The sequence below is a fragment of the Avibacterium gallinarum genome, from assembly GCF_002921135.1.
Lineage (GTDB): Bacteria > Pseudomonadota > Gammaproteobacteria > Enterobacterales > Pasteurellaceae > Avibacterium > Avibacterium gallinarum.
Genome location: NZ_PQVJ01000011.1, coordinates 1 through 21,223 on the forward strand (window position 1 = coordinate 1; position 21,223 = coordinate 21,223).

Consider the following 21,223-nt stretch of genomic DNA (forward strand, 5'->3'; position numbering starts at 1 on the left):
AATGTGATTAAGCATTGTAGGTGGGCTTTAGCCCACCTAAAACAAAAGCATAGGCACCTCCACGGTGTGAAAACGGCAAAATGGTGGGCTAAAGCCCCTCCTACTAGATATGAAGCCGTCTCATAACTTCCCATGTAAATTGCCTTCATTTTTAACAAATTTTTAGAAAAGTAACGCCTGAACGCAGCATAGCGAGTATGGGCTTACTTTTCGTTAAGAAAATTTGTTAAAAATGAAGATAAGCAATTTAGTCGGGTGCTTTTTTCTTTGCCTACTTTCTTTTGAGCAAGCAAAAGAAAGTAGGTCGCTCAACGAGCGAAACTCGTTATTAATCACAAAGAAAAAAGCAATTTATTTACTTGATTCCATTCGGGGAAACGCAAAAGAAAGGAAATCGCAAACGGCGAAACTCGTTATCAATCCCAAACAAAAAACCAACATAACGATTAGAGAAATCATTGAAATTATGCTACAATCTCGCCTAATTTTTTATCTAATTAGGGAATATTTCAATGACGAATTTGGTTTCAAACGTTACCCCTGTGAGTATTGAGGAAGAGCTGAAATCTTCCTATCTTGACTACGCAATGTCCGTGATTGTTGGGCGTGCGTTGCCTGATGTGCGTGATGGGTTAAAGCCGGTACACCGCCGTGTTTTATATTCAATGGATCAAAGTGGCATTACCTATAATAAAGCCTATGTAAAATCTGCCCGTGTGGTGGGTGATGTAATCGGTAAATATCACCCACACGGTGATAGTGCGGTTTATGACACCATTGTGCGTATGGCGCAGCCGTTTTCATTGCGTTATATGTTGGTGGACGGTCAAGGTAACTTCGGTTCAGTTGATGGCGATGCGCCAGCGGCAATGCGTTATACCGAAGTGCGTATGCAAAAGATCACGCAGGAATTATTAACGGATTTAGACAAAGAAACCGTGGATTTCTCGCCAAACTATGATGGCAAAGAAATGATCCCTGATGTGTTGCCAACCAAAATTCCAGCCTTGTTAGTCAATGGTTCATCGGGGATTGCGGTGGGTATGGCAACCAATATTCCCCCACATAATTTAGGTGAAGTGTTAGACGGTTGTTTGGCTTATTTAGACAACGAAGACATCACCATTGATGAATTAATGCAATTTATTCCTGGCCCAGATTTCCCAACGGCTGCGTTAATTAATGGTCGCAAAGGCATTGAAGATGCCTATAAAACAGGGCGTGGAAAGGTTTATGTGCGTGCCAAAGCGGAAATTGAAACTAGCGAAAAAGGCCGCGAAACCATTATCGTGACGGAAATTCCTTATCAAGTAAACAAAGCGAAATTGGTGGAAAAAATCGCTGAGTTGGTGCGTGATAAAAAAATCGAAGGCATTAGCAACGTGCTTGATGTATCCAATAAAGAAGGTTTCCGTATTGAAATTGAAGTGAAACGTGATGCCGTAGGCGAAGTGGTGTTGAACAACCTTTATGCACTCACCCAAATGCAAGTGACCTTTGGTATCAATATGGTGGCGTTGGATCACGGTCAGCCGAAATTATTCAATTTAAAACAAATCATTGAAGCCTTTGTGAAGCATCGCCGTGAAGTGGTGACACGCCGTACAGTGTTTGAACTGCGTAAAGCCCGTGAACGTGCGCATATTTTAGAAGGTTTAGCCATTGCCTTAGCCAATATCGATCCAGTTATTGAATTAATTCGTGCATCAAAAACCGGTGATGAAGCCCGTGAAGCCTTGCTTGCACGCGGTTGGGATTTAGGCAACGTGAGTGGAATGTTAGAAGCGGCAGGAATGAATGCTTCTCGCCCTGAAGATCTTGCGCCAGAATTTGGCGTGCGTGATGGGCTATATTACCTTTCTGAAGAACAAGCCCGCGCTATTTTAGACTTACGTTTACAACGTTTGACTGGCTTAGAACACGAAAAAATCGTTACTGAATATCAACAAATTTTGGTCGAAATTGGCGAATTATTACGCATTTTAAATAGCACTGAACGCTTAAGAGAAGTGGTGTGTGAAGAGTTAGAACGCGTTAAAGCGGAATTTAACGATGAACGCCGCACTGAAATCACAATGGCATCAGGCGATATTAATTTAGAAGATTTAATCGCACAAGAAGATGTGGTGGTAACCCTTTCTCACGAAGGTTATGTGAAATATCAACCACTTACCGATTACGAAGCACAACGCCGTGGCGGTAAAGGTAAATCTGCAACCAAGATGAAAGAAGAAGATTTCATCGAAAAATTACTGGTCGCCAACACCCACGATACGATTTTATGTTTCTCTAGCCGTGGACGTTTATACTGGCTCAAAGTGTATCAATTACCGCAAGCCAGCCGTGGCGCGCGTGGTCGTCCAATCGTCAATATTCTGCCATTAGATGAAAACGAGCGTATTACCGCAATCTTGCCAATTTCTGCTTATGAAGAAAATAAATTTGTGGTGATGGCAACCGCAGGCGGTATGGTGAAAAAAATCGCCCTAACTGAATTCAGCCGCCCACGTTCAAACGGGATTATTGCCCTTAACTTGCGTGATGAAGATGAACTTATCGGCGTGGACATTACAGACGGTTCAAACGAGATTATGCTGTTCTCATCACAAGGACGCGTGGTGCGTTTTGCAGAAAGCGCAGTGCGCCCAATGGGACGTACCGCAACAGGGGTGCGCGGCATTAAATTAGCCCTAACTAACGATCTAGTGGAAGATGAAAGTGCGGTGGAAATTGAAGAAATTTCTGACGATAACAGCGAAGAAACCCTTGATCTGAATATCGACAAAGTGGTGTCGCTGGTGATCCCGAAAGATAACGGCGCAATCCTTACCGCAACGCAAAACGGTTATGGTAAACGTACCGATTTAGCGGAGTATCCAACCAAATCGCGTAACACCAAAGGGGTGATTTCTATCAAGGTGAGCGAGCGTAACGGTAAAGTGGTTGCCGCGACCCAAGTGGAAGAAAATGACCAAATTATGCTGATTACCGATGCGGGAACCTTAGTAAGAACTCGCGTTAGCGAAGTAAGCATTGTTGGACGAAACACCCAAGGGGTTCGCTTAATTCGCACCGCCGAAGACGAGCAAGTAGTAAGCCTTGAGCGTGTTTGTGATGTGGACGATGAAGAATCGGACATTGAAACAGACAATGTAGAATAAAAACAAAGTGGGCAATTCGCCCACTTTCTCTTTACCCAAAGCTGAAACCTTTTTTCACACTGGACTTTTAAAATCCCAAACCATTCTATAGGAATTTAGACAATGATTTTTTATGCTATTTACACCCACTTTTTCTGTGCTTTTATTAGCTTAGGGCTATTTATTATTCGAGCCTTAATGCAATTTGCTGGAAAAGATTGGCGCGCCATAAAATTACTCAAAATCCTACCGCACTTATCTGATACGCTAATTATCGCAAGCGGTGCAATCTTATTATTCTCCCTAGGAATAGGCTTCCCTTGGTGGATTATCGCCAAATTTGCCTTATTAATTAGCTACATCATTTTTGCCGCTAAGTTTTTCAAACGTGGCACAGCTAATAACCCAGTGGCATTTCTGCTTGCATTAATTTCATTTATTGGCGCAATGCTACTCGGCTACAACCATTAATCTCATCAAACTCTCAAGCGGTTTGGTTTAGCTTAAACCGCTTTTTCACTTCCCCCTGCCTTTCATTCTCTATAATTCAAAGTGCGGTGGTATTTTGTAAAATTTTCCCACCTATTTTGAGTTATAAAATCTGATTTAGATCATAAGCCGACCACCTTTTCTTAAAAAGAAGTTGGGATTATCAACCAAATACCTTAGTATTTTTGTCAGGTTTAACAATACAATATTAAGGTCAAATTATGTCATTAGAAAATAGAATGAAACAAGCCGATCAACAATGGCAAAGTGCTAGTTATCAAGATACTATCTCGCATATCCTGTCGCGTTTTCATCAACGTCATCGTGAACAATTGCAAGAGCTAATTCCCCTTGCAGAAAAAGTAGAAGAACGTCACGCTGATCACCCTGATTGTCCAAAAGGTTTAGCTGACGCGCTAAAAAATGCCTATGCGGATTTGTCTAGCCATATGATGAAAGAAGAACAAATCTTGTTTCCAATGATCCAAGCAGGTAATTATATGATGGCTCGAATGCCTATTCAGGTAATGGAATTTGAACACGATGAACATGGCGCAACGATTGAAGTGCTACGCACTCTTACTCACAATATGACGCCACCAGCTGATGCTTGCACTTCTTGGCGCAATCTCTACCAAGGTATTCAAGAGTTTTGTGATGATCTGCAAGAACATATTCACACAGAAAATAATATCTTATTCCCGCGTGTATTAAGCGAACAATAGTCACAGCAATAATAATGTTAGCACCTTAAGGCGGTTTAAGGTGCTTTTTTATTCAATAAAATCTCCACCCAAAACCCTTTCTCCCCACGCAAATTCTCGGCATTTTTATACCACACTTGGTAGTGATGTAATTGGGCGATCCGTTGTACGATAGATAATCCCAAACCGCTGCCTTTTTCATTTTGGCCTGCGGGGCGGTAGAAGCGTTGGCCGAGTTTATCTAGGGCATCATCAGGGACGCCACCACCGTTGTCGGCAATGATGAGTTTATCTTGTTGTAAAATAAGGCGAATTTCGCTGCCTTTAGGGCAATAGGCAATGGCGTTGTCGATCAGATTGCGTAGCATTAAAGAAAGCAATAATGGTTCGCCTTGTTGCGTATTGGGTTTGCTCAGCTGTTCAAAAATTAATGTGATCCCTGCTTTTTCGGCTTTTAAATAACGCTCAGCTACAAGCTCGGTGATTAATTTATCCCATTCAATGGTGTTAAGATGGGCTAATTCATTGAGATTATCTAAGCGCGAAAGTGTAAGCAGCTGTTCCACCAATTGGCTTGCGCGATCGATGCCTAGCGTAAGGTTTTGCAATGCTTGATTACGCATTGTTTCATCATCGCCTGCCATTTGTGCGAGTTCAGTTTGAATACGCAACGCAGTGAGCGGACTACGCAATTCGTGCGCTGCATCAGATGTAAAACGCCGCTCTCTGAGTAGGCTGGTTGCGGTGCGGGTGAAAAATTGATTCAAATTTTGCACTAATGGCAAGATTTCTTTTGGCACTTGCTGCGTGTCGAGCGGTTGTTCATCATCAGGGTTACGCTGGCTCACTTGTTCACTCACATTGCGCAATATGGACAGTTCGCGGCTAATGGCCCAAATAATCACGGCAAGTAACACAGGCAGACTAGCAAACCAAATCCACATTTGACCTAGCACCATTTTTTCGACTAATTCTTGGCGATATTCCAGCTCTTGTCCCACGGCGATCATTAATCTGCCTTCCGCCGCAGGCAGCCAAAAAATTCGCCATTCATCGTCATCACCTTGCAAGGTGGTGTTATTAAAGCCCCTTTTCGGTTCATAAATAAAATTGTTGCCGTTTTCGCTATCACTGAGCAGTATTTCACCATCGTGATTAAAAATCGCAAAGGCAAGGGCGTCATCATCGTAATTTTGTCTTTTGCGAAAGTGCGGTGGTTTTTGGCGATAGTTTTTTCCTTCAGGACGGTAGCGCTCAATTAAAATACTTCTTAAATGCGAAGTAGCTAACCGTTTGGCGAATAAAATCTGTTGTGTATCAAAAACTTCGTTTACTTGGCTACGCGCTGCCGACCACGCAATCGCCGTAGAAGCCAGCCAAATAGCGCTAGCTAACAGGGAAAGAATGAGAATTAGGCGAAGACGTAAACTGCGTGGTTTCATTTTATTCCTCGATTGTGCCAAGGGCATAGCCTACGCCGTGTACCGTGCGAATAAACGGTTTGCCGAGCTTTTGGCGTAAATTGTAAATATGCACTTCCAATGCATTGCTGCTCACTTCATCGTTCCAAGTATAGAGTTTTTCTTCAATAAATCCGCGAGAAAGCACCCGCTCTTTGTTATGCATAAACAGTTCAAGTAGTTTGTATTCCGTCGCCGTGAGCGAAACTTCTTGATTACGCAAAAAGGCTTTGTGCTGCCCCAGATCAAGGCTCACTACACCGTGGGTGAGCAGCGATTGCGTTTGCCCATAACGGCGGCGAATGAGCGCTTGTAAGCGAGCAACCACTTCGCCTAGCGCAAAGGGCTTGCCGAGATAATCGTCCGCGCCGAGCTGCAAACCTTCAATACGTTGTTCTAAGCTATCTCGTGCGGTTAAAATAAGTACAGGCACATCTTGATTAGCTTTGCGCCATTGTTGCAACACCTGCAAGCCATCTTTTTTCGGCAAGGTGAGATCGAGCACCACGGCATCATAAGGGGCGGAAGCCAAGGCCTGCATACCGCTTTCGCCGTCTTGAAACCAATCGACACTGAAACCTGATTTGCCGAGCCCAATGTTAAGCCCATCACCGATCAAAGGATCGTCTTCAATTAATAAAATTCGCATAATTTTAACCGCACTTTAGTTAGCTTAAATCTAGCCCCATTTGCCAAAAGTCAATTTCCATTCGTGTCGCCGTGGTGAAAATATGTTGTAATTGTTGCTGTTGCTTTGCTGAAACATTTTCAAATAATCCGTTGATCATTGCGCTAAACTCCGCCGTAGTTTGTTGAAAATCTTGTGCGGCGTAAGTATCGATCCATTTCTGATAAGGATTATTCGGTGTTGGCGCTTGGCTGCCGAGCATTTTGCCGATTGCCGCATAGCCCAACATACAAGGCGCGAGGGCAGTATAAAGTTCCGCAAGCCCACCTTTGATGCCACAATCTAGCACATAACGCGTGTAGGCTACACAAGCGGTAGATTCAGGCACTTTTTGCAGATCTTGCTCGGAAATGCCCCATTCTTGACAGAATGCGATGTGCAACTGAATTTCTTTCAGCAACACCTCATTGGCTTGGTGAGCGGTGTGAATTTCAGCAAAATTATCTGCTTTGAAAATACCTAGCGATAATGCACGGCTGTACTGAAAGAGATAGAGATAATCTTGCTGTAAATAATGTTGAAAGCATTGGCGTGGCAGGCGACCTGCAGCGAGCTGCTGTACAAAGGAATGTTGGATATAATTATCCCAATAAGGCTGGCTTTGGGCGATCAGGTTTTCTACGGTAAGCATTTGATTTTCCTTTTATGTTGAAGTAAATAATGCCATCTTGTCCCATTTACCACATAAACCCAATGAGCAAAATGCCCATTGAGTTTAGCCTAAAAAGATAAATTTGCGAATGGAATCTTTTCGCAATTAATTACTTTTTGCCACTTTTGCAACGCGTTGAACTTCCAATTCTAATTTTTTATCGGATTTATCCACTTCCGCAAGAATTTTCACTTCATCATTTGGCGTGATCGTTTTACCACGCCACGCGTGCGGCTCAATTTCCACTTCAATTTCACCGCTCTTATCGCGGAATAAGAAATCATCTTTGCTTAATTGTTTAACAATATTTCCTTGTAAAACAATGCGTTGATCATCTTTCCAAGTCGCTTGCTCGCTAATTTGGCTTACAGGTAAATTATTTGCAAAGGATTTTTTACCATTGGCTTGCGGTTGTGGATTAGCTGGATCCACAAATCCACCGCGTTTTTTGTGCTCTTTTTTATGTTTATGATGATGCTTTTTCTGCGCTTTTTCTGCTTTTTCAGCATCTGGTACGATTTGCGCTTTTTGTTCCACTGCGGCAGCTTGTTGATTGGCTGCTGGTAAATTCTCTGCACTAACCACAAGGCTAGCAGTTGATAATAGTAAAATTGTTGCTAAACTAAGTTTTTTCATTGTTAAACTCCTTTCAAATGACAAGACGGCTGTCTTGTTGGGAACATTAAAACAAAGAAATATTAAGAGAATCTTAAGATAGGCAAAAAGGAAAAAATAATGCGTTGTGAAAATATGTCGGCATTTATTGTGATGGATATTGTGCGTGAAGCGGTGAAATACCCTAATGCCATTCATTTTGAAATTGGCCAACCTGATTTACCGCCATCACCGAAAGTCAAACAAGCCTTGCAACAAGCCATTGAAGACAATCAATTTAGTTATACGGAAAGTCTTGGCTTGCCTGCATTGCGTGAAAAAATTCGTGAATTTTACCACCGCACTTATCAAGTGGACGTTGCGCCGCATCGCATTATTCTTACCCCCGGCACAAGTGGCGCATTTCTTGTCGCCTATGCCTCAACCCTTAATCAAGGCGATAAACTGGGGCTGACAGATCCGGCTTATCCGTGCTATAAAAATTTCGCTTATATGATGGATATTCAGCCTGAATTTATCCCTGTCGATAAGCAAGATTATTATCAGCTTGCACCACAACAGCTTGAAAATCGCCAAATTAAAGCCTTGCAAATTTCTTCCCCCGCTAATCCAACGGGCAATATTTATACGCCTGAACGTCTGCAAGTGCTGAATGAATATTGCATTGCTAATCAAATTGCCTTTATTTCCGATGAGCTTTATCACGGCTTGGTTTATGATGAGCAAGCCGCGACCGCCTTACAATTTAATCCGAATGCTTATGTGATTAATGGGTTTTCTAAGTATTTTTGTATGCCGGGAATGCGTTTAGGCTGGATTATCGTGCCAGAAGAAAAGGCAAGAGAAGCGGAAATTGTGGCGCAAAACATTTTTATTTCCGCGCCTACATTGAGCCAATATGGTGCGCTAGCTGCCTTTGATTATGATTATCTTGATGAAATTAAAGGCATTTTCCAAGAGCGGCGAGATTTTCTGTATAACGAATTAAAAGCCTTATTCAAGATCGAATTTAAACCACAAGGGGCATTTTATCTTTGGGCTGATGTGTCTGATTACACGCAAGATAGCTATGAATTCGCGAAAAAAATGCTGGCTGAAATTCAAGTGGCCGCTACCCCGGGGATCGATTTTGGGGAAAATGGCACCAAGCATTATCTCCGCTTTGCCTACACCAGAGAGATTGCCCATTTACGCGAGGGCGTAGAGCGAATGAAAAAATGGCTCGCTGAACAGAAATAATTACCGACAGCAAAATAAAGGAACATTATGAATTTTCAAGCAGATACCGAACAAGCCCTATTAGATATTGTGAAACAAGAAGTTGTGCCAGCCTTAGGCTGCACCGAACCCATTTCTCTTGCGTTAGCGGCGGCAACCGCACGACAATATTTAAACGCAATGCCTGAACGTATTGAAGCAAAAGTTTCGCCGAATTTAATGAAAAATGGAATGGGCGTAACCGTACCGGGGACGGGAACTTTAGGGTTGACAATGGCAGCAGCGATTGGGGCGATTGGTGGTGATCCGAATGCTGGATTGGAAGTGTTAAAAAACATCACGCCAGAACAAACCGAACAAGCGAAACAAATGATCAAGGAAGGCAGAGTTTCCGTTTCAATTTTTGAAACAGAGCATATTTTGTATTCTGAAGCTACGCTTTTTCATCAGCAGGACAAAGTGTGCGTGCGCATTGCGGCACATCATACCAATGTGATTTATATTGCCAAAAATGATCAGGTGATTTTCACCAAACCTTGCGCGGTAGAAAGTGAAAATTTGTACGAAATTTTCACCGCACTTTCAGCGAAAGCGATTTTTGATTTTTCCACCCAAGTGGATCTGGCCAAGATCAAATTTATTGATGAAGCTGAAAGGCTAAATTCAGCCCTTTCACAAGAGGGCTTACGACAAGATTATGGCTTGCACATTGGGCGCACATTGCAAAAACAAATTGCCACAGGATTGCTCGGTGATGATTTAATGAACCGCATTATTATCGAAACCACCGCAGCCTCCGATGCACGAATGGGCGGTGCAAATCTGCCTGCAATGAGTAATTCTGGCTCTGGTAATCAGGGGATTGCAGCGACAATGCCTGTTGTGGTGGTTGCAAAACATATTAACGCGACTGATGAACAGCTCACCCGTGCGTTATTTCTTTCGCACTTAATGGCGATTTATATCCACAGCAAACTGCCAAAACTTTCCGCATTGTGTGCGGCGACCACCGCAGCAATGGGCAGCAGTGCAGGCATTGCTTGGTTGCTTACGGGCAAATTTGAAACCGTAAGTATGGCAATCAGCAGTATGATTGGCGATATTAGCGGCATTATTTGCGATGGCGCGGCAAATAGCTGTGCAATGAAAGTATCCACCAGTGTAACCTCAAGCTATAAAGCGGTACTAATGGCATTGGATAATATGCAAGTTACTGGCAACGAGGGCATTGTAGAACATTGTATCGATCGTTCAATTAATAACCTTTGCAACATTGCTTCACGCAGTATGCAATACACCGATCGCCAAGTTATTGAGATTATGGTGAGTAAACCAAAGGATAAAATATAGCAAATAATCAAAATTATCTTATTCAATAGAATATAAAGGGGGAACCATCATCCCCCTGCTAACTTAACCTTAAAGCCTTTTTGCTCTAATAATTGTTTGAGTAACTCTCGTTTTTCGCCTTGAATTTCAATCAAGCCATTTTTCACCGAGCCACCGCAGCCGCAGCGTTTTTTCAATTCGGCGGCTAATTTTTTCAATTCATTATCGGGCAAATCTAAGCCTTTGATTACGCTAACACCACTGCCCTTTCTTCCGCTCACTTGGCGCTCAATACGAACGATGCCATCACCTTTAGGGCGTTCAGGCTGTGATTTTTCTGCTTTAATTCGGCCTGTTTCGGTGGAATAAACTAAGGTGCTTTCTGACATATTACCCCGCAATAGACGCATTAATCGCACGCAACACTTCTGCTGGATTTTCAGCTTGCGTAATCGGGCGTCCGATAACCAAATAATCAGAACCCGCTTGAATTGCCGCTGCTGGCGTCATTACACGGCGTTGATCGCCGAAATCAGAACCAATCGGGCGAATACCTGGGGTAATCAGTTTGAAATCTTTACCACAATGTGCGCGTAAAATTTCTACTTCCTGTGGCGAACATACCACACCGTCAAGCCCTGCTCTTTGGGTTAAATTGGCGAGACGAATCACTTGCTCCATTGGCGATGCGTTAATACCAATTTGTAGCAAATCAAGATCTTCCATACTGGTTAGCACGGTAACGCCAATTAAAATCGGTGCATCTTTGCCATAAGGCTCGAGAATATTTTTGGCTTCTTCCATCATTCGTAAACCGCCGCTGGCGTGTAAATCGACCATCCAAACGCCTAAATCTGCCGCAGAACGCACCGCTCTTGCTACGGTGTTAGGAATATCGTGAAATTTGAGATCAAGAAAAACGTCAAAATTACGGCTGTGTAGCTGTTTGACAAAATTTGTGCCTAGGGTGGTAAACATTTCTTTTCCCACTTTTAAGCGACATTGGCTTGGGTCAAGCTGATCCACCAAAGCAAGCGCCTGCTCTTCTTTTTCATAATCTAGGGCAACAATCACTTTACTGCTCATTTTCTCTTCCTCGTTGGTTAGTTATATTCAATATCTGGCGTTGGTTTGATGCTTTCCCATTGACGACAAGAAGGACAGCACCAAATAAGTTTGTTTGTTTGATAACCACAATTCGTACAGCGATAATCAAAACCTTGCTTAATTCGCTCACCCACCATTTTTGATAGCAAAATCAGGCTTTCTTTACCGCGTCCTTCTTCGGCACTTTCAATTTGATATTGGATAAAGCGATGGAAAACAATGGTTGTGGGGTTCTGATTGAGTTGTTGATAAAGTTTTGCTTGCGCAGCTACAAGACCATCTTTTTCTGCAATAAAATCAGCTAAAACAAGATCAACGGCACTGCTTTTGCACACTTGGCTCGCTTTAATGAGAAAAAGCTCAAAATTATCTTGCTGATGTAATTCTTCATAGCAATATTTTAAAGCCGACAGCGCTTCACCAATGTAAGCGGGGTTTTGCTGCAAAATATTTTCTAAATTTTTTACCGCACTTTGATAATCCAGTTGCAACATTTCATTTTGCGCAAGTAATAATGACGCTCGGATACAATTTGGATAAACGGTTAAAGCGCGCTGTAAAAGTGCTGTAGCCATTTTTTTTTGCTCAGCATCAAGGGTTTGGGCATATTCACAATAATAATGTGCCAAGGGGATAGGATCAAAGTGCGGTGAAATTTTGGCGAGTTTTTCCGCCACATTAATGGCTTTTTTCCATTCTTTCATTTTTTGGTAAATGACTGCCAGTTGCTGTAATGCGTTTTCCGCAAAATCTGGCTCATCAACCAAAAGGATATACAATGCTTCAGCACGATCGAAAAAACCAACGGTCATAAAATCGCGCGCAAGCTGTTGTTTAGCAAGCAGTTTTTGTTCAAAACTATAATTAGGGCTACGATCTAAGGCTTGGTGAATTCGTAATGCACGATCCACTTCGCCACGGGAACGGAATAAATTTCCTAAGGTGAGTTCGGCTTCAAATTGTGAACTTTGTTCAATTTCATTTTCTTGTTCTTGCTTTTGTAGAATGTCCAAGAACAAATCAACTGCTTTTTCTTGCTGATTAGAAAGAAGTAAATTCACCCCCGTTACATAATCACGGGATAATTTGTTGGTGATTTCTTCCTGATCCTTTTTCGCACTACGATGCCCCATATACCAACCATAAGCTGCGGCAATAGGAAGCAGTAGAAAAAGCAGTTCAAGCATTATTGTGGAGCCTTATCTCGGCTTGATGTTAATTCAGTAACTTGTGCGGAAAGGCGTTTTACCTTGCGTGCTAATCCCATATTTTTTAGTTTTAATTTGAGATAGAAAAAGCCAGTGATAAACCAACCTAACAGCAAGCCAAAACCAAATAAGATAGCCACCAACGTGGAAAGCTGTAATTCGCTTTGAGCAACAATATAATTAAAGGTAATGACTTGATCATTATTCGCCCCAATGGTGATAGCGACAAGCACAACAGCGAGTAAAATAATAAAACCAAAAATATACTTAATCATTACGCACTCCAAAAGATTTATATAAATACAAAAAACGACACAAAAGGTGCCGTTTAGTTAGCTGACTATTATGCTTGAGCATCTACACGCATTCTAAGATCTTTACCTGCTTTAAAGTGCGGTACAGATTTTGCGTCTAATTCAACTTTGGCACCCGTTTTAGGATTACGTCCTACACGAGGCTGACGGAAATGTAGTGAAAAACTGCCAAAACCACGAACTTCAACACGCTCTCCATTTTCCAAGGTTTGTGCAATTTGCTCTAAAATTTCTTTGACTGCATTTTCTACATCTTTAACTGAAATAGAAGGATGTTGTTGAACTAATGTTTCAATGAGTTCTGATTTAGTCATAATATTCTCCTAACTATCAAGAAGTTAGCGTGAGTTTCCCCACGCCAACTTTAAAGGGAACTAAAATTATTCACCTTTAGCTGCTTTGAATGCTTCAGCCATTGCGTTTGGAATAACTACTTCTTCTTTATTCACGCTTGCAACTGCTGCCGCTTCTTCAGCTTGATCTTTCGCTTTCACTGATAAGTGAACTAAACGCGCTTTACGATCTACACCAGTGTATTTCGCTTCAACAACATCGCCTGCTGCAACTTCGCTTGTTAAGTCAGCTGCACGGATATAACCTTCAACACCGCCGTCTAATTCAACTTTAGCGCCTTTTGCATCTGCTTCAACAACTTTAGCACTTACGATAGCGCCTTTTTTGTTTGCTGCGATGAAGTTATTGAATGGATCATCTTCAAGTTGTTTGATACCTAAAGAGATACGCTCTTTTGCAGAATCCACTTGTAGAACTACGGCAGAAACTTCGTCACCTTTTTTGTAGTTACGAACTGCTTCTTCACCTGGTACATTCCAAGAAATGTCAGATAAGTGAACTAAGCCATCGATACCACCTTCAAGACCGATGAAGATACCGAAATCAGTGATTGATTTGATTTTACCAGTAACTTTATCGCCTTTGTTGTGCGTTTCAGCAAATTGTAACCACGGATTAGGTTTGCATTGTTTTAAACCTAAAGAAATACGACGACGATCTTCATCGATTTCTAATACCATCACTTCAACAGTATCACCTAAGCTAACTACTTTAGATGGGTGAATGTTTTTGTTTGTCCAATCCATTTCAGAAACGTGAACTAAACCTTCAACGCCTTCTAAAATTTCAACGAAACAACCGTAATCTGTTAAGTTAGTTACTTTACCAGTCAATTTGCTGCCAACTGGGTGATTTTCTGCGATAGCAACCCAAGGATCTTGACCTAATTGTTTTAAGCCTAAAGAAACACGAGTGCGATCTTTATCAAATTTTAATACTTTAACTGTGATTTCATCACCTACATTCACGATTTCGCTTGGGTGTTTAACACGTTTCCAAGCCATATCTGTGATGTGTAATAAACCATCAACGCCACCTAAATCAACGAACGCACCGTAGTCAGTTAAGTTTTTAACTGTACCTTTAACTTCTGCGCCTTCTGCAAGGCTTGCTAAGATTTCTTCACGATCTTGGCTGTTTTCTGATTCGATTACAGCACGACGAGAAACAACAACATTGTTACGTTTTTGATCTAATTTGATTACTTTGAATTCTAATTCTTTACCTAATAAGTGATCTGCATCGCGTACAGGGCGAGTATCTACTAATGAACCAGGTAAGAATGCACGAACACCGTTTAACTCAACTGTGAAACCACCTTTCACTTTACCGTTGATTAAACCGATAACAGTTGCTTGATCTTCGTAAGCTTTCTCTAATTCGATCCAAGATTCGTGACGTACTGCTTTTTCACGAGATAATTTAGTTTCACCGAAACCATCTTCAACAGCATCTAACGCAACGTTTACCACGTCGCCAACTTTAACGTCTAATTCACCTTGTGCATTTTGGAATTCTTCAGCTGGAATACGCGCTTCAGATTTTAAACCTGCATCTACATATACGAAGCCTTTTTCAATAGCAACAACAGTACCGTTAACGATTGAACCTAAACGAGTTTCAAGGTCTTTTAATGATTCTTCAAAGAGTTGAGCAAAAGATTCTGACATAATTAATCTTCTAAATTTAGTTAATAACGTCCACTTTATATCCATAAAAAGTGGGGCTGATAATAAATGTTTATCCTTCCTTGAATAAACTGACGAAAATAATTTAAGCCTTAAAAATCAACCTTTTGGCGGATATAATCAAGGGCTTGAGCAATCACTTCCTCAATACTTAATTCCGTGCTGTCTAACAACAACGCATCCTCAGCAGGTTTTAAAGGGGCGATTGGGCGATTTCTATCGCGAAAATCACGCTCTTCTATCTCGGCTAAAATCTGTGCAAAGTTACCACTAATTCCCTTAGTTTGCAACTGTTTATAGCGTCTTTTCGCTCTTTCTTCTGCGCTAGCATCTAAAAATAACTTTACTTGTGCATTAGGGAAAACCACGGTTCCCATATCACGCCCATCAGCAATAAGCCCTTTTTCGTTGGCAAAACTTTGCTGTAATTGCAATAATGCAGCACGAACTTGTGGGAATACCGCTACTTTAGACGCTGCCTCTGCCACTTCTTGCGTGCGAATCTGACGGCTCACATCTTCACCTTCTAAAATAATTTTAACTTCATTATCTTCAGGCAAAAATTCGACATCTAAATGACGAGCTAAATTTGCCAACGCCGCTTCATCATCTAACGGCACTTGCTTTTTTAACGCCGCCAACGCGGTAACACGATAAATCGCCCCGCTGTCTAACAAGGCAAAGCCTAGCTTTTGCGCCAAGGCATAACATAGCGTCCCTTTACCTGCGCCACTCGGCCCATCAACGGTGATCACGAGATTTTTCTGCATAGTTATTCGTTCTCTTATTGTGTTTTTATAAGTGCGCTAATGATAGCACAGCTGCGTACATTTCGCATTGTGATTTATAAAGTGCGGTGCTTTTTTATGGAATTTTTGCTTTATTTCCATACAACATAAACCTTTGGCTTTTTGTTGAAAATAAATAATAAATTTTGCTTATTTTTTAGAATTTTGTACGAAAAATTTACATTCAAACAGTAAATTACGCACCCTATTCGAAATCACTCTTTTTATAATTCATACCAAATTAAGGTGTTGTATCCACTGCATAATTTTATGCAGTTCTTTCCTCTCAATCATATAAGGAGAAATATTATGGCGTTTAATCTTAAAAATAGACATTTACTTAGTCTAGTTAATCACTCTGAACGTGAAATTAATTATTTGCTTGATCTTTCTCGTGATTTGAAACGAGCAAAATATGCTGGAACAGAACAACAAAAATTAAAAGGTAAAAATATTGCCTTAATTTTTGAGAAAACCTCAACACGCACTCGCTGTGCATTTGAAGTGGCCGCTTATGACCAAGGTGCAAATGTTACTTACATTGATCCAACATCTTCACAAATTGGCCATAAAGAAAGTATGAAAGACACCGCGCGTGTACTCGGACGAATGTATGATGCCATTGAGTATCGTGGTTTCAAACAAACTGTGGTTGAAGAACTGGCAAAATATGCTGGCGTGCCAGTATTTAATGGTTTAACCGATGAATTCCACCCAACCCAAATGCTCGCCGATGTTCTCACTATGATCGAAAATTGCGATAAACCACTCACTCAAATTAAATATGTTTATATTGGTGATGGACGCAACAATGTCGGCAATTCTTTATTATTAATCGGCGCAAAATTAGGTATGGACGTGCGTATTTGTAGTCCTAAATCACTTTTACCAGAACCTGAATTAGTGGCGATGTGCGAAAAATTTGCCCAAGAAAGTGGCGCACGCATTACCGTAACGGAAGATATTGATCTTGCGGTGAAAGATGTGGATTTTGTACATACTGATGTATGGGTTTCTATGGGTGAGCCATTAGAAAGCTGGGGCGAACGTATTAAATTGCTTTTACCTTACCAAGTTACCCCAGAATTAATGAAACGCACTGGCAATCCAAGAGTGAAATTTATGCACTGCTTACCTGCTTTCCATAACAGTGAAACCAAAGTAGGACGTCAAATTGCCGAAACCTATCCTGAATTAGCAAATGGTATTGAAGTAACAGAAGACGTGTTTGAATCTCCAATGAATATTGCTTTTGAACAAGCTGAAAACCGTATGCACACCATTAAAGCGGTGCTTTATGCGAGTTTAACCTAGCGAATAAAAGGAGCATATTATGCGAATAGTGATTGCATTAGGAGGCAATGCCCTACTCCGCCGTGGTGAGCCATTAACCGCTGAGAATCAACGGCAAAATGTGAGAATTGCGTGCGAACAAATTGCCAAGATTTGGCCTAATAATGAATTGGTCATTGCGCACGGTAATGGCCCACAAGTCGGTTTATTAGCCTTACAAGGCGCGGCTTATAAAGATGTGCCAACTTATCCACTTGATGTACTGGGTGCAGAATCAGTGGGAATGATCGGTTATATGATTCAACAAGAATTAGGTAATCTTGTACCATTTGAAGTGCCGTTTGCCACCTTGCTTTCTCAGGTTGAAGTGGATAAAAATGATCCTGCGTTCCAAAATCCAACAAAACCGATTGGGCCAGTTTATACCAAAGAAGAAGCGGATAAATTAGCCAAAGAAAAAGGGTGGTCAATTGCCCAAGATGGCGATAAATATCGCCGCGTTGTACCAAGTCCATTACCAAAACGGATTTTTGAAATTCGTCCTGTTCAATGGTTGCTTGAAAAAGGCAGTATTGTTATCTGCGCAGGCGGCGGTGGTATTCCAACTTACTATGATGATCAACATAATCTTTGTGGGGTTGAAGCCGTAATCGATAAAGATCTCTGTTCGGCTTTATTAGCCGAGAATTTAGATGCGGATCTCTTTATCATCGCTACCGATGTTTCTGCGGTATATCTAAATTGGGGCAAAGAAAATCAGCAAGCTATTGCCACTGCGCCACCAAATGTGATCGAAGAAATGCCATTCCCTTCTGGTTCAATGGGGCCAAAAGTGCAAGCAGCGGTGAATTTTGTTAAACATACGGGTAAAGATGCTGTGATAGGTTCACTTTCTGATATTGTGGACATTGTGAAAGGTAAAGCGGGTACGCGTATTACAACAAAAGCCAAAGACATCACCTATTATTAGGTGAGCAATGAATACGCTTTATCTCAGTATAAAGCGTATTCTTACCATAACTTGCTGTATATAAAGGAGTATATTATGGAAAACGCACATAAAAAGACCTTTAACTTTCCGTCAGCATTTTCAATTTTATTTGTCATTTTAATTATTGCTGTAGCGCTCACTTGGATTATTCCAGCTGGTTCTTATTCCAAGCTTACTTATAATTCAGCAAATAATGTCTTTGTGGTAAAAACTTATCAGCAAGAAGATACCGTTTTACCAGCCACCAAAGAATCCCTTGATAATTTAAATATTAAAATTGAATTATCAAACTTCACCGAAGGCACAATCAAAAAACCGATTGCCATTCCGGGAACTTATCAACGTGTTCAACAAAATCCTAAAACACCGCAAGATATTGCTATCAGTATGGTGCAAGGTACGATTGATGCCGCAGATATTATGGTCTTTATCTTCGTCTTAGGGGGAATGATCGGGGTGATTAACCGCACAGGCTCTTTTAACGCGGGGCTAACCGCACTGGCCAATCGCACCAAAGGCAATGAATTTTTAATTGTTTTCTGCGTATCTGTGCTAATGGTTATTGGCGGTACAACTTGCGGTATTGAAGAAGAAGCGGTTGCTTTCTATCCTATTCTCGTTCCCGTATTTCTTGCTTTGGGCTATGATGCAATAGTTTGCGTAGGGGCAATTTTCCTTGCCGCATCAATGGGAACGGCATTTTCTACCATTAATCCATTCTCTGTGGTGATCGCTTCCAATGCAGCAGGTATTCCATTTACAGAAGGGATTACTTGGCGATTTGCGGGGCTAATTCTCGGCTCAATTTGTGTTATCGCTTATCTTTACTGGTACTGCAAAAAAGTAAAAGCCGATCCAACTGCATCTTACACCTATGAAGATCGCGAAGAATTTGTCCAAAAATATATGAAAAACATTGATACAACCCAAATCATTGGGTTCACTACGCGCAGAAAAATCATTTTAATGCTGTTCTGTATCGCGTTTCCAATTATGGTTTGGGGAGTGATGTTCGGAGGCTGGTGGTTCCCACAAATGGCGGCTTCTTTCCTTACCATCACAATTATCATTATGTTTATCTCTAAACTGAAAGAAAAAGAAATCGTCAATGCCTTTACTGAAGGGGCATCAGAACTTGTAGGGGTTTCTCTTATCATCGGTTTAGCACGTGGGGTAAACCTTGTACTTGATGAAGGAATGATTTCCGACACCATTCTTGCCTACGCATCAGAACTGGTTTCTGGTGTACCAGGTAGTGTGTTTATTTTGGCGCAACTTGTGATTTTCATCTTCCTTGGTTTGATTGTGCCGTCTTCATCTGGTTTGGCGGTGCTTGCAATGCCAATTATGGCGCCACTTGCAGACACCGTAGGCATTCCAAGACACATCATTGTATCTGCCTACAACTGGGGACAATACGCAATGTTATTCCTTGCACCAACAGGACTTGTTCTAGTTACTCTGCAAATGCTCAACATTCCATTTAACAAATGGGTGCGTTTTGTGATGCCAATGATCGGATGCTTGCTAGTGATAGGTTCAATCTTACTCGTTGTGCAAGTTTCACTTTACACCTAACATCTATACACTTGCGTACAAGCAAATTGTACGCAAGTGCTTTTTTACAAAGAATCTGCCAAACAATAACCTAGATCACAGTTTTACCCAGATTATCTTGTTATAATCGATCTCGCACAAAGCTACACAAGGATAACGTATGGCTAAGAAAGTGTTTGATAATATTGATACTCGCATTTTAAGAGCATTACAACGCAATGGACGCTTGCAAAATAACGAGTTAGCCAAAGAAGTAGGATTATCTAATTCTGCTTGTTTACGCCGAGTTAATATATTAGAGCAAAGTGGTGTGATTGATAATTATGTCGCCTTGCTTAATCCGCAAAAACTTAACTGCAATCTGGTGATTTATGTGCTAGGTTCATTTTTTGAAGAGGATCTCAAAGTCCGAGAACGCTTTATGTTTGAAATGAAATCCCTGCCCCAGATTGCAGAATGTCATTTAATGGCGGGAGATTATGATTTTATTCTAAAATTATTTGTTTCCGACCTTGAAGAATTTCATTCCATCAAAATGCGTTATCTCACCAAAGAAATTGGCATTAAAAATATCAAATCTGAAATCGCCCTAAAAACCGTCAAAAACACCACCGAGCTTCCACTCTAATTTCCATAAAAAAACAAAACCCAAAAGTGCGGTAACTTTTGGGCTTATTTTTAGTTAAATACTGCGCTTAAATCGGTTTCCAGTTTATCCAACATTTCATAGCGCTTACGATACATAGAACGCTTTTTACTTTGGATTTCTTCCAAAGATTTACGCTCAATCTCTAACGGTAACGCCCAATAACCTTGTGTATTTAGCTTTCCATTGTTTTCTTGCCAAAATTCGTCATAGTTGAATAAAAGTCGATTAAAATCATTCCAGCGGTATTTAGATTGGTTCTTATGAGCTATAGCAATTAATTCACAATCCCAGAGCTGACTTAATAATTTAAATACATTAACAATCATAAACATCGGGCGAATCCCATGTAATGATTTGGTTGCTGATTTAACCAATTGTTGAGAATTCTCCTCATTAGGCCCTTGAATTGAAGCAATTAATAATTGATTTGGAGATAAAAAAGTGAAAGATGAATCATACACACTTTCATTGTCCTGATTCTTAATATTAATAGATAAAAAACCTTCAAAAGGATCTATGGAATTAATGTTTAGATAAAGCCTCAGACCATCAGGTAACTCGGATAATAAAATGTGATTTTGTTTTGCCAACTTATCAACAATGGATGTTCCCAAAAATTTTTCTGCTAATTCGAAGTTATTTAAGATTGCTTGAATACGAGCTTTCTTGCTAAAACGAGTATCGCAATACTTTCTTAAAACAGCATTGCAGCGATAAGGTACTTTTTTAAAAATAGGCAACCATTGCGGATTCTGATTAAGAAAATGAACAAACTGATTACATTCTTTATAACATTGCAAACGATAGAAATAGTAACGAATACGAGAACGTAATCTTTTTAGGAATCGCTTATCATAAGGTTGCAAGGTTTTAAAATCAGGAAAAGAAAACAAGCTGGACATAAAAACACCGATAAAAAGCCAAAATAAGGCGGAGATTTTAATAAAAAATGACCGCACTTTCAATGTAATAAAAGTGC

Annotated in this window: 20 protein-coding genes and 1 pseudogene; 9 read left to right on the plus strand and 12 right to left on the minus strand. The window is 40.8% G+C overall.

Annotated features, from left to right (window positions below; all coding sequences use genetic code 11):
* Positions 1-512 precede the first annotated feature (512 nt).
* From gyrA to C3007_RS03560, 3 genes and pseudogenes are all read left to right on the plus strand, one after another.
* On the plus strand, positions 513-3,161 hold the full coding sequence (gene gyrA, locus C3007_RS03550; protein ID WP_103853129.1) for a DNA topoisomerase (ATP-hydrolyzing) subunit A: 2,649 nt from the start codon (positions 513-515) through the stop codon (positions 3,159-3,161).
* A gap of 102 nt (positions 3,162-3,263) precedes the next feature.
* Entirely contained in the window at positions 3,264-3,611 is a 348-nt protein-coding gene (locus tag C3007_RS03555) for a SirB2 family protein (protein WP_103853130.1), read from the plus strand.
* Positions 3,612-3,859: 248 nt separating this feature from the next.
* Positions 3,860-4,354: pseudogene (locus tag C3007_RS03560) on the plus strand (hemerythrin domain-containing protein); the annotation flags it as partial.
* 35 nt (positions 4,355-4,389) lie between these two features.
* Here C3007_RS03560 and qseC read toward each other — a convergent pair.
* The 4 genes from qseC to C3007_RS03580 form a co-directional block, all read right to left on the minus strand.
* Positions 4,390-5,775, minus strand: coding sequence for a quorum sensing histidine kinase QseC (gene qseC, locus C3007_RS03565; RefSeq protein WP_103853131.1), 1,386 nt, complete (start codon positions 5,773-5,775; stop codon positions 4,390-4,392).
* A 1-nt stretch (position 5,776) separates the two neighbouring features.
* Positions 5,777-6,442, minus strand: coding sequence for a response regulator (locus C3007_RS03570; RefSeq protein WP_103853132.1), 666 nt, complete (start codon positions 6,440-6,442; stop codon positions 5,777-5,779).
* Between the two features lie 19 nt (positions 6,443-6,461).
* Positions 6,462-7,112 carry a thiaminase II gene (tenA, locus tag C3007_RS03575; protein WP_103853133.1) on the minus strand — a complete coding sequence of 217 codons (651 nt, stop codon included), beginning with the start codon at positions 7,110-7,112 and terminating at the stop codon, positions 6,462-6,464.
* A 126-nt stretch (positions 7,113-7,238) separates the two neighbouring features.
* Positions 7,239-7,769 (minus strand): YgiW/YdeI family stress tolerance OB fold protein, encoded by a 531-nt coding sequence (locus C3007_RS03580; protein ID WP_103853134.1) that lies wholly within the window; start codon positions 7,767-7,769, stop codon positions 7,239-7,241.
* A 99-nt stretch (positions 7,770-7,868) separates the two neighbouring features.
* Here C3007_RS03580 and C3007_RS03585 point away from each other — a divergent pair, with 99 nt between their 5' ends.
* A complete protein-coding gene (locus C3007_RS03585) occupies positions 7,869-8,987 on the plus strand; it encodes a pyridoxal phosphate-dependent aminotransferase (RefSeq protein WP_103853135.1) in 1,119 nt (372 codons plus the stop codon).
* Positions 8,988-9,014: 27 nt separating this feature from the next.
* Positions 9,015-10,316 carry an L-cysteine desulfidase family protein gene (locus C3007_RS03590; protein WP_103853136.1) on the plus strand — a complete coding sequence of 434 codons (1,302 nt, stop codon included), beginning with the start codon at positions 9,015-9,017 and terminating at the stop codon, positions 10,314-10,316.
* Positions 10,317-10,363: 47 nt separating this feature from the next.
* On the opposite strand, the gene yciH is transcribed toward C3007_RS03590, so the two are convergent.
* From yciH to cmk, 7 genes are all read right to left on the minus strand, one after another.
* Complete coding sequence (gene yciH / locus C3007_RS03595) at positions 10,364-10,684, minus strand: stress response translation initiation inhibitor YciH (RefSeq protein WP_103853137.1); 321 nt, start codon at positions 10,682-10,684, stop codon at positions 10,364-10,366.
* A gap of 1 nt (position 10,685) precedes the next feature.
* Complete coding sequence (gene pyrF / locus C3007_RS03600) at positions 10,686-11,381, minus strand: orotidine-5'-phosphate decarboxylase (protein WP_103853138.1); 696 nt, start codon at positions 11,379-11,381, stop codon at positions 10,686-10,688.
* A 17-nt stretch (positions 11,382-11,398) separates the two neighbouring features.
* The gene (lapB, locus tag C3007_RS03605) at positions 11,399-12,589 is read right to left on the minus strand and encodes a lipopolysaccharide assembly protein LapB (protein WP_103853139.1); all 1,191 of its coding nucleotides are present in this window, start codon (positions 12,587-12,589) and stop codon (positions 11,399-11,401) included.
* Complete coding sequence (locus C3007_RS03610) at positions 12,589-12,885, minus strand: LapA family protein (protein WP_103853140.1); 297 nt, start codon at positions 12,883-12,885, stop codon at positions 12,589-12,591. The genes lapB and C3007_RS03610 overlap by 1 nt, the downstream gene beginning before the upstream one ends.
* A gap of 68 nt (positions 12,886-12,953) precedes the next feature.
* Positions 12,954-13,238: an integration host factor subunit beta gene (locus C3007_RS03615; protein ID WP_103853141.1), complete on the minus strand. Its 285-nt coding sequence runs from the start codon at positions 13,236-13,238 to the stop codon at positions 12,954-12,956.
* A gap of 66 nt (positions 13,239-13,304) precedes the next feature.
* Complete coding sequence (gene rpsA / locus C3007_RS03620; protein ID WP_103853142.1) at positions 13,305-14,948, minus strand: 30S ribosomal protein S1; 1,644 nt, start codon at positions 14,946-14,948, stop codon at positions 13,305-13,307.
* A 110-nt stretch (positions 14,949-15,058) separates the two neighbouring features.
* Positions 15,059-15,736, minus strand: a complete 678-nt coding sequence (gene cmk / locus C3007_RS03625) for a (d)CMP kinase (protein WP_103853143.1) — start codon at positions 15,734-15,736, stop codon at positions 15,059-15,061.
* A 327-nt stretch (positions 15,737-16,063) separates the two neighbouring features.
* Between cmk and C3007_RS03630 the strand changes: the two genes are divergently transcribed.
* The 4 genes from C3007_RS03630 to C3007_RS03645 all read left to right on the plus strand — a co-directional run bounded on the left by C3007_RS03630 (position 16,064) and on the right by C3007_RS03645 (position 20,223).
* The gene (locus tag C3007_RS03630) at positions 16,064-17,068 is read left to right on the plus strand and encodes an ornithine carbamoyltransferase (protein ID WP_103853144.1); all 1,005 of its coding nucleotides are present in this window, start codon (positions 16,064-16,066) and stop codon (positions 17,066-17,068) included.
* A 19-nt stretch (positions 17,069-17,087) separates the two neighbouring features.
* Positions 17,088-18,017 (plus strand): carbamate kinase, encoded by a 930-nt coding sequence (gene arcC, locus C3007_RS03635; protein WP_103853145.1) that lies wholly within the window; start codon positions 17,088-17,090, stop codon positions 18,015-18,017.
* 75 nt (positions 18,018-18,092) lie between these two features.
* Complete coding sequence (locus C3007_RS03640) at positions 18,093-19,616, plus strand: YfcC family protein (protein ID WP_103853146.1); 1,524 nt, start codon at positions 18,093-18,095, stop codon at positions 19,614-19,616.
* A gap of 139 nt (positions 19,617-19,755) precedes the next feature.
* Positions 19,756-20,223 (plus strand): Lrp/AsnC family transcriptional regulator, encoded by a 468-nt coding sequence (locus tag C3007_RS03645; RefSeq protein WP_103853147.1) that lies wholly within the window; start codon positions 19,756-19,758, stop codon positions 20,221-20,223.
* 50 nt (positions 20,224-20,273) lie between these two features.
* On the opposite strand, the gene C3007_RS03650 is transcribed toward C3007_RS03645, so the two are convergent.
* The gene (locus C3007_RS03650) at positions 20,274-21,146 is read right to left on the minus strand and encodes a VirK/YbjX family protein (protein ID WP_103853148.1); all 873 of its coding nucleotides are present in this window, start codon (positions 21,144-21,146) and stop codon (positions 20,274-20,276) included.
* Between the last annotated feature and the right edge of the window lie 77 nt (positions 21,147-21,223).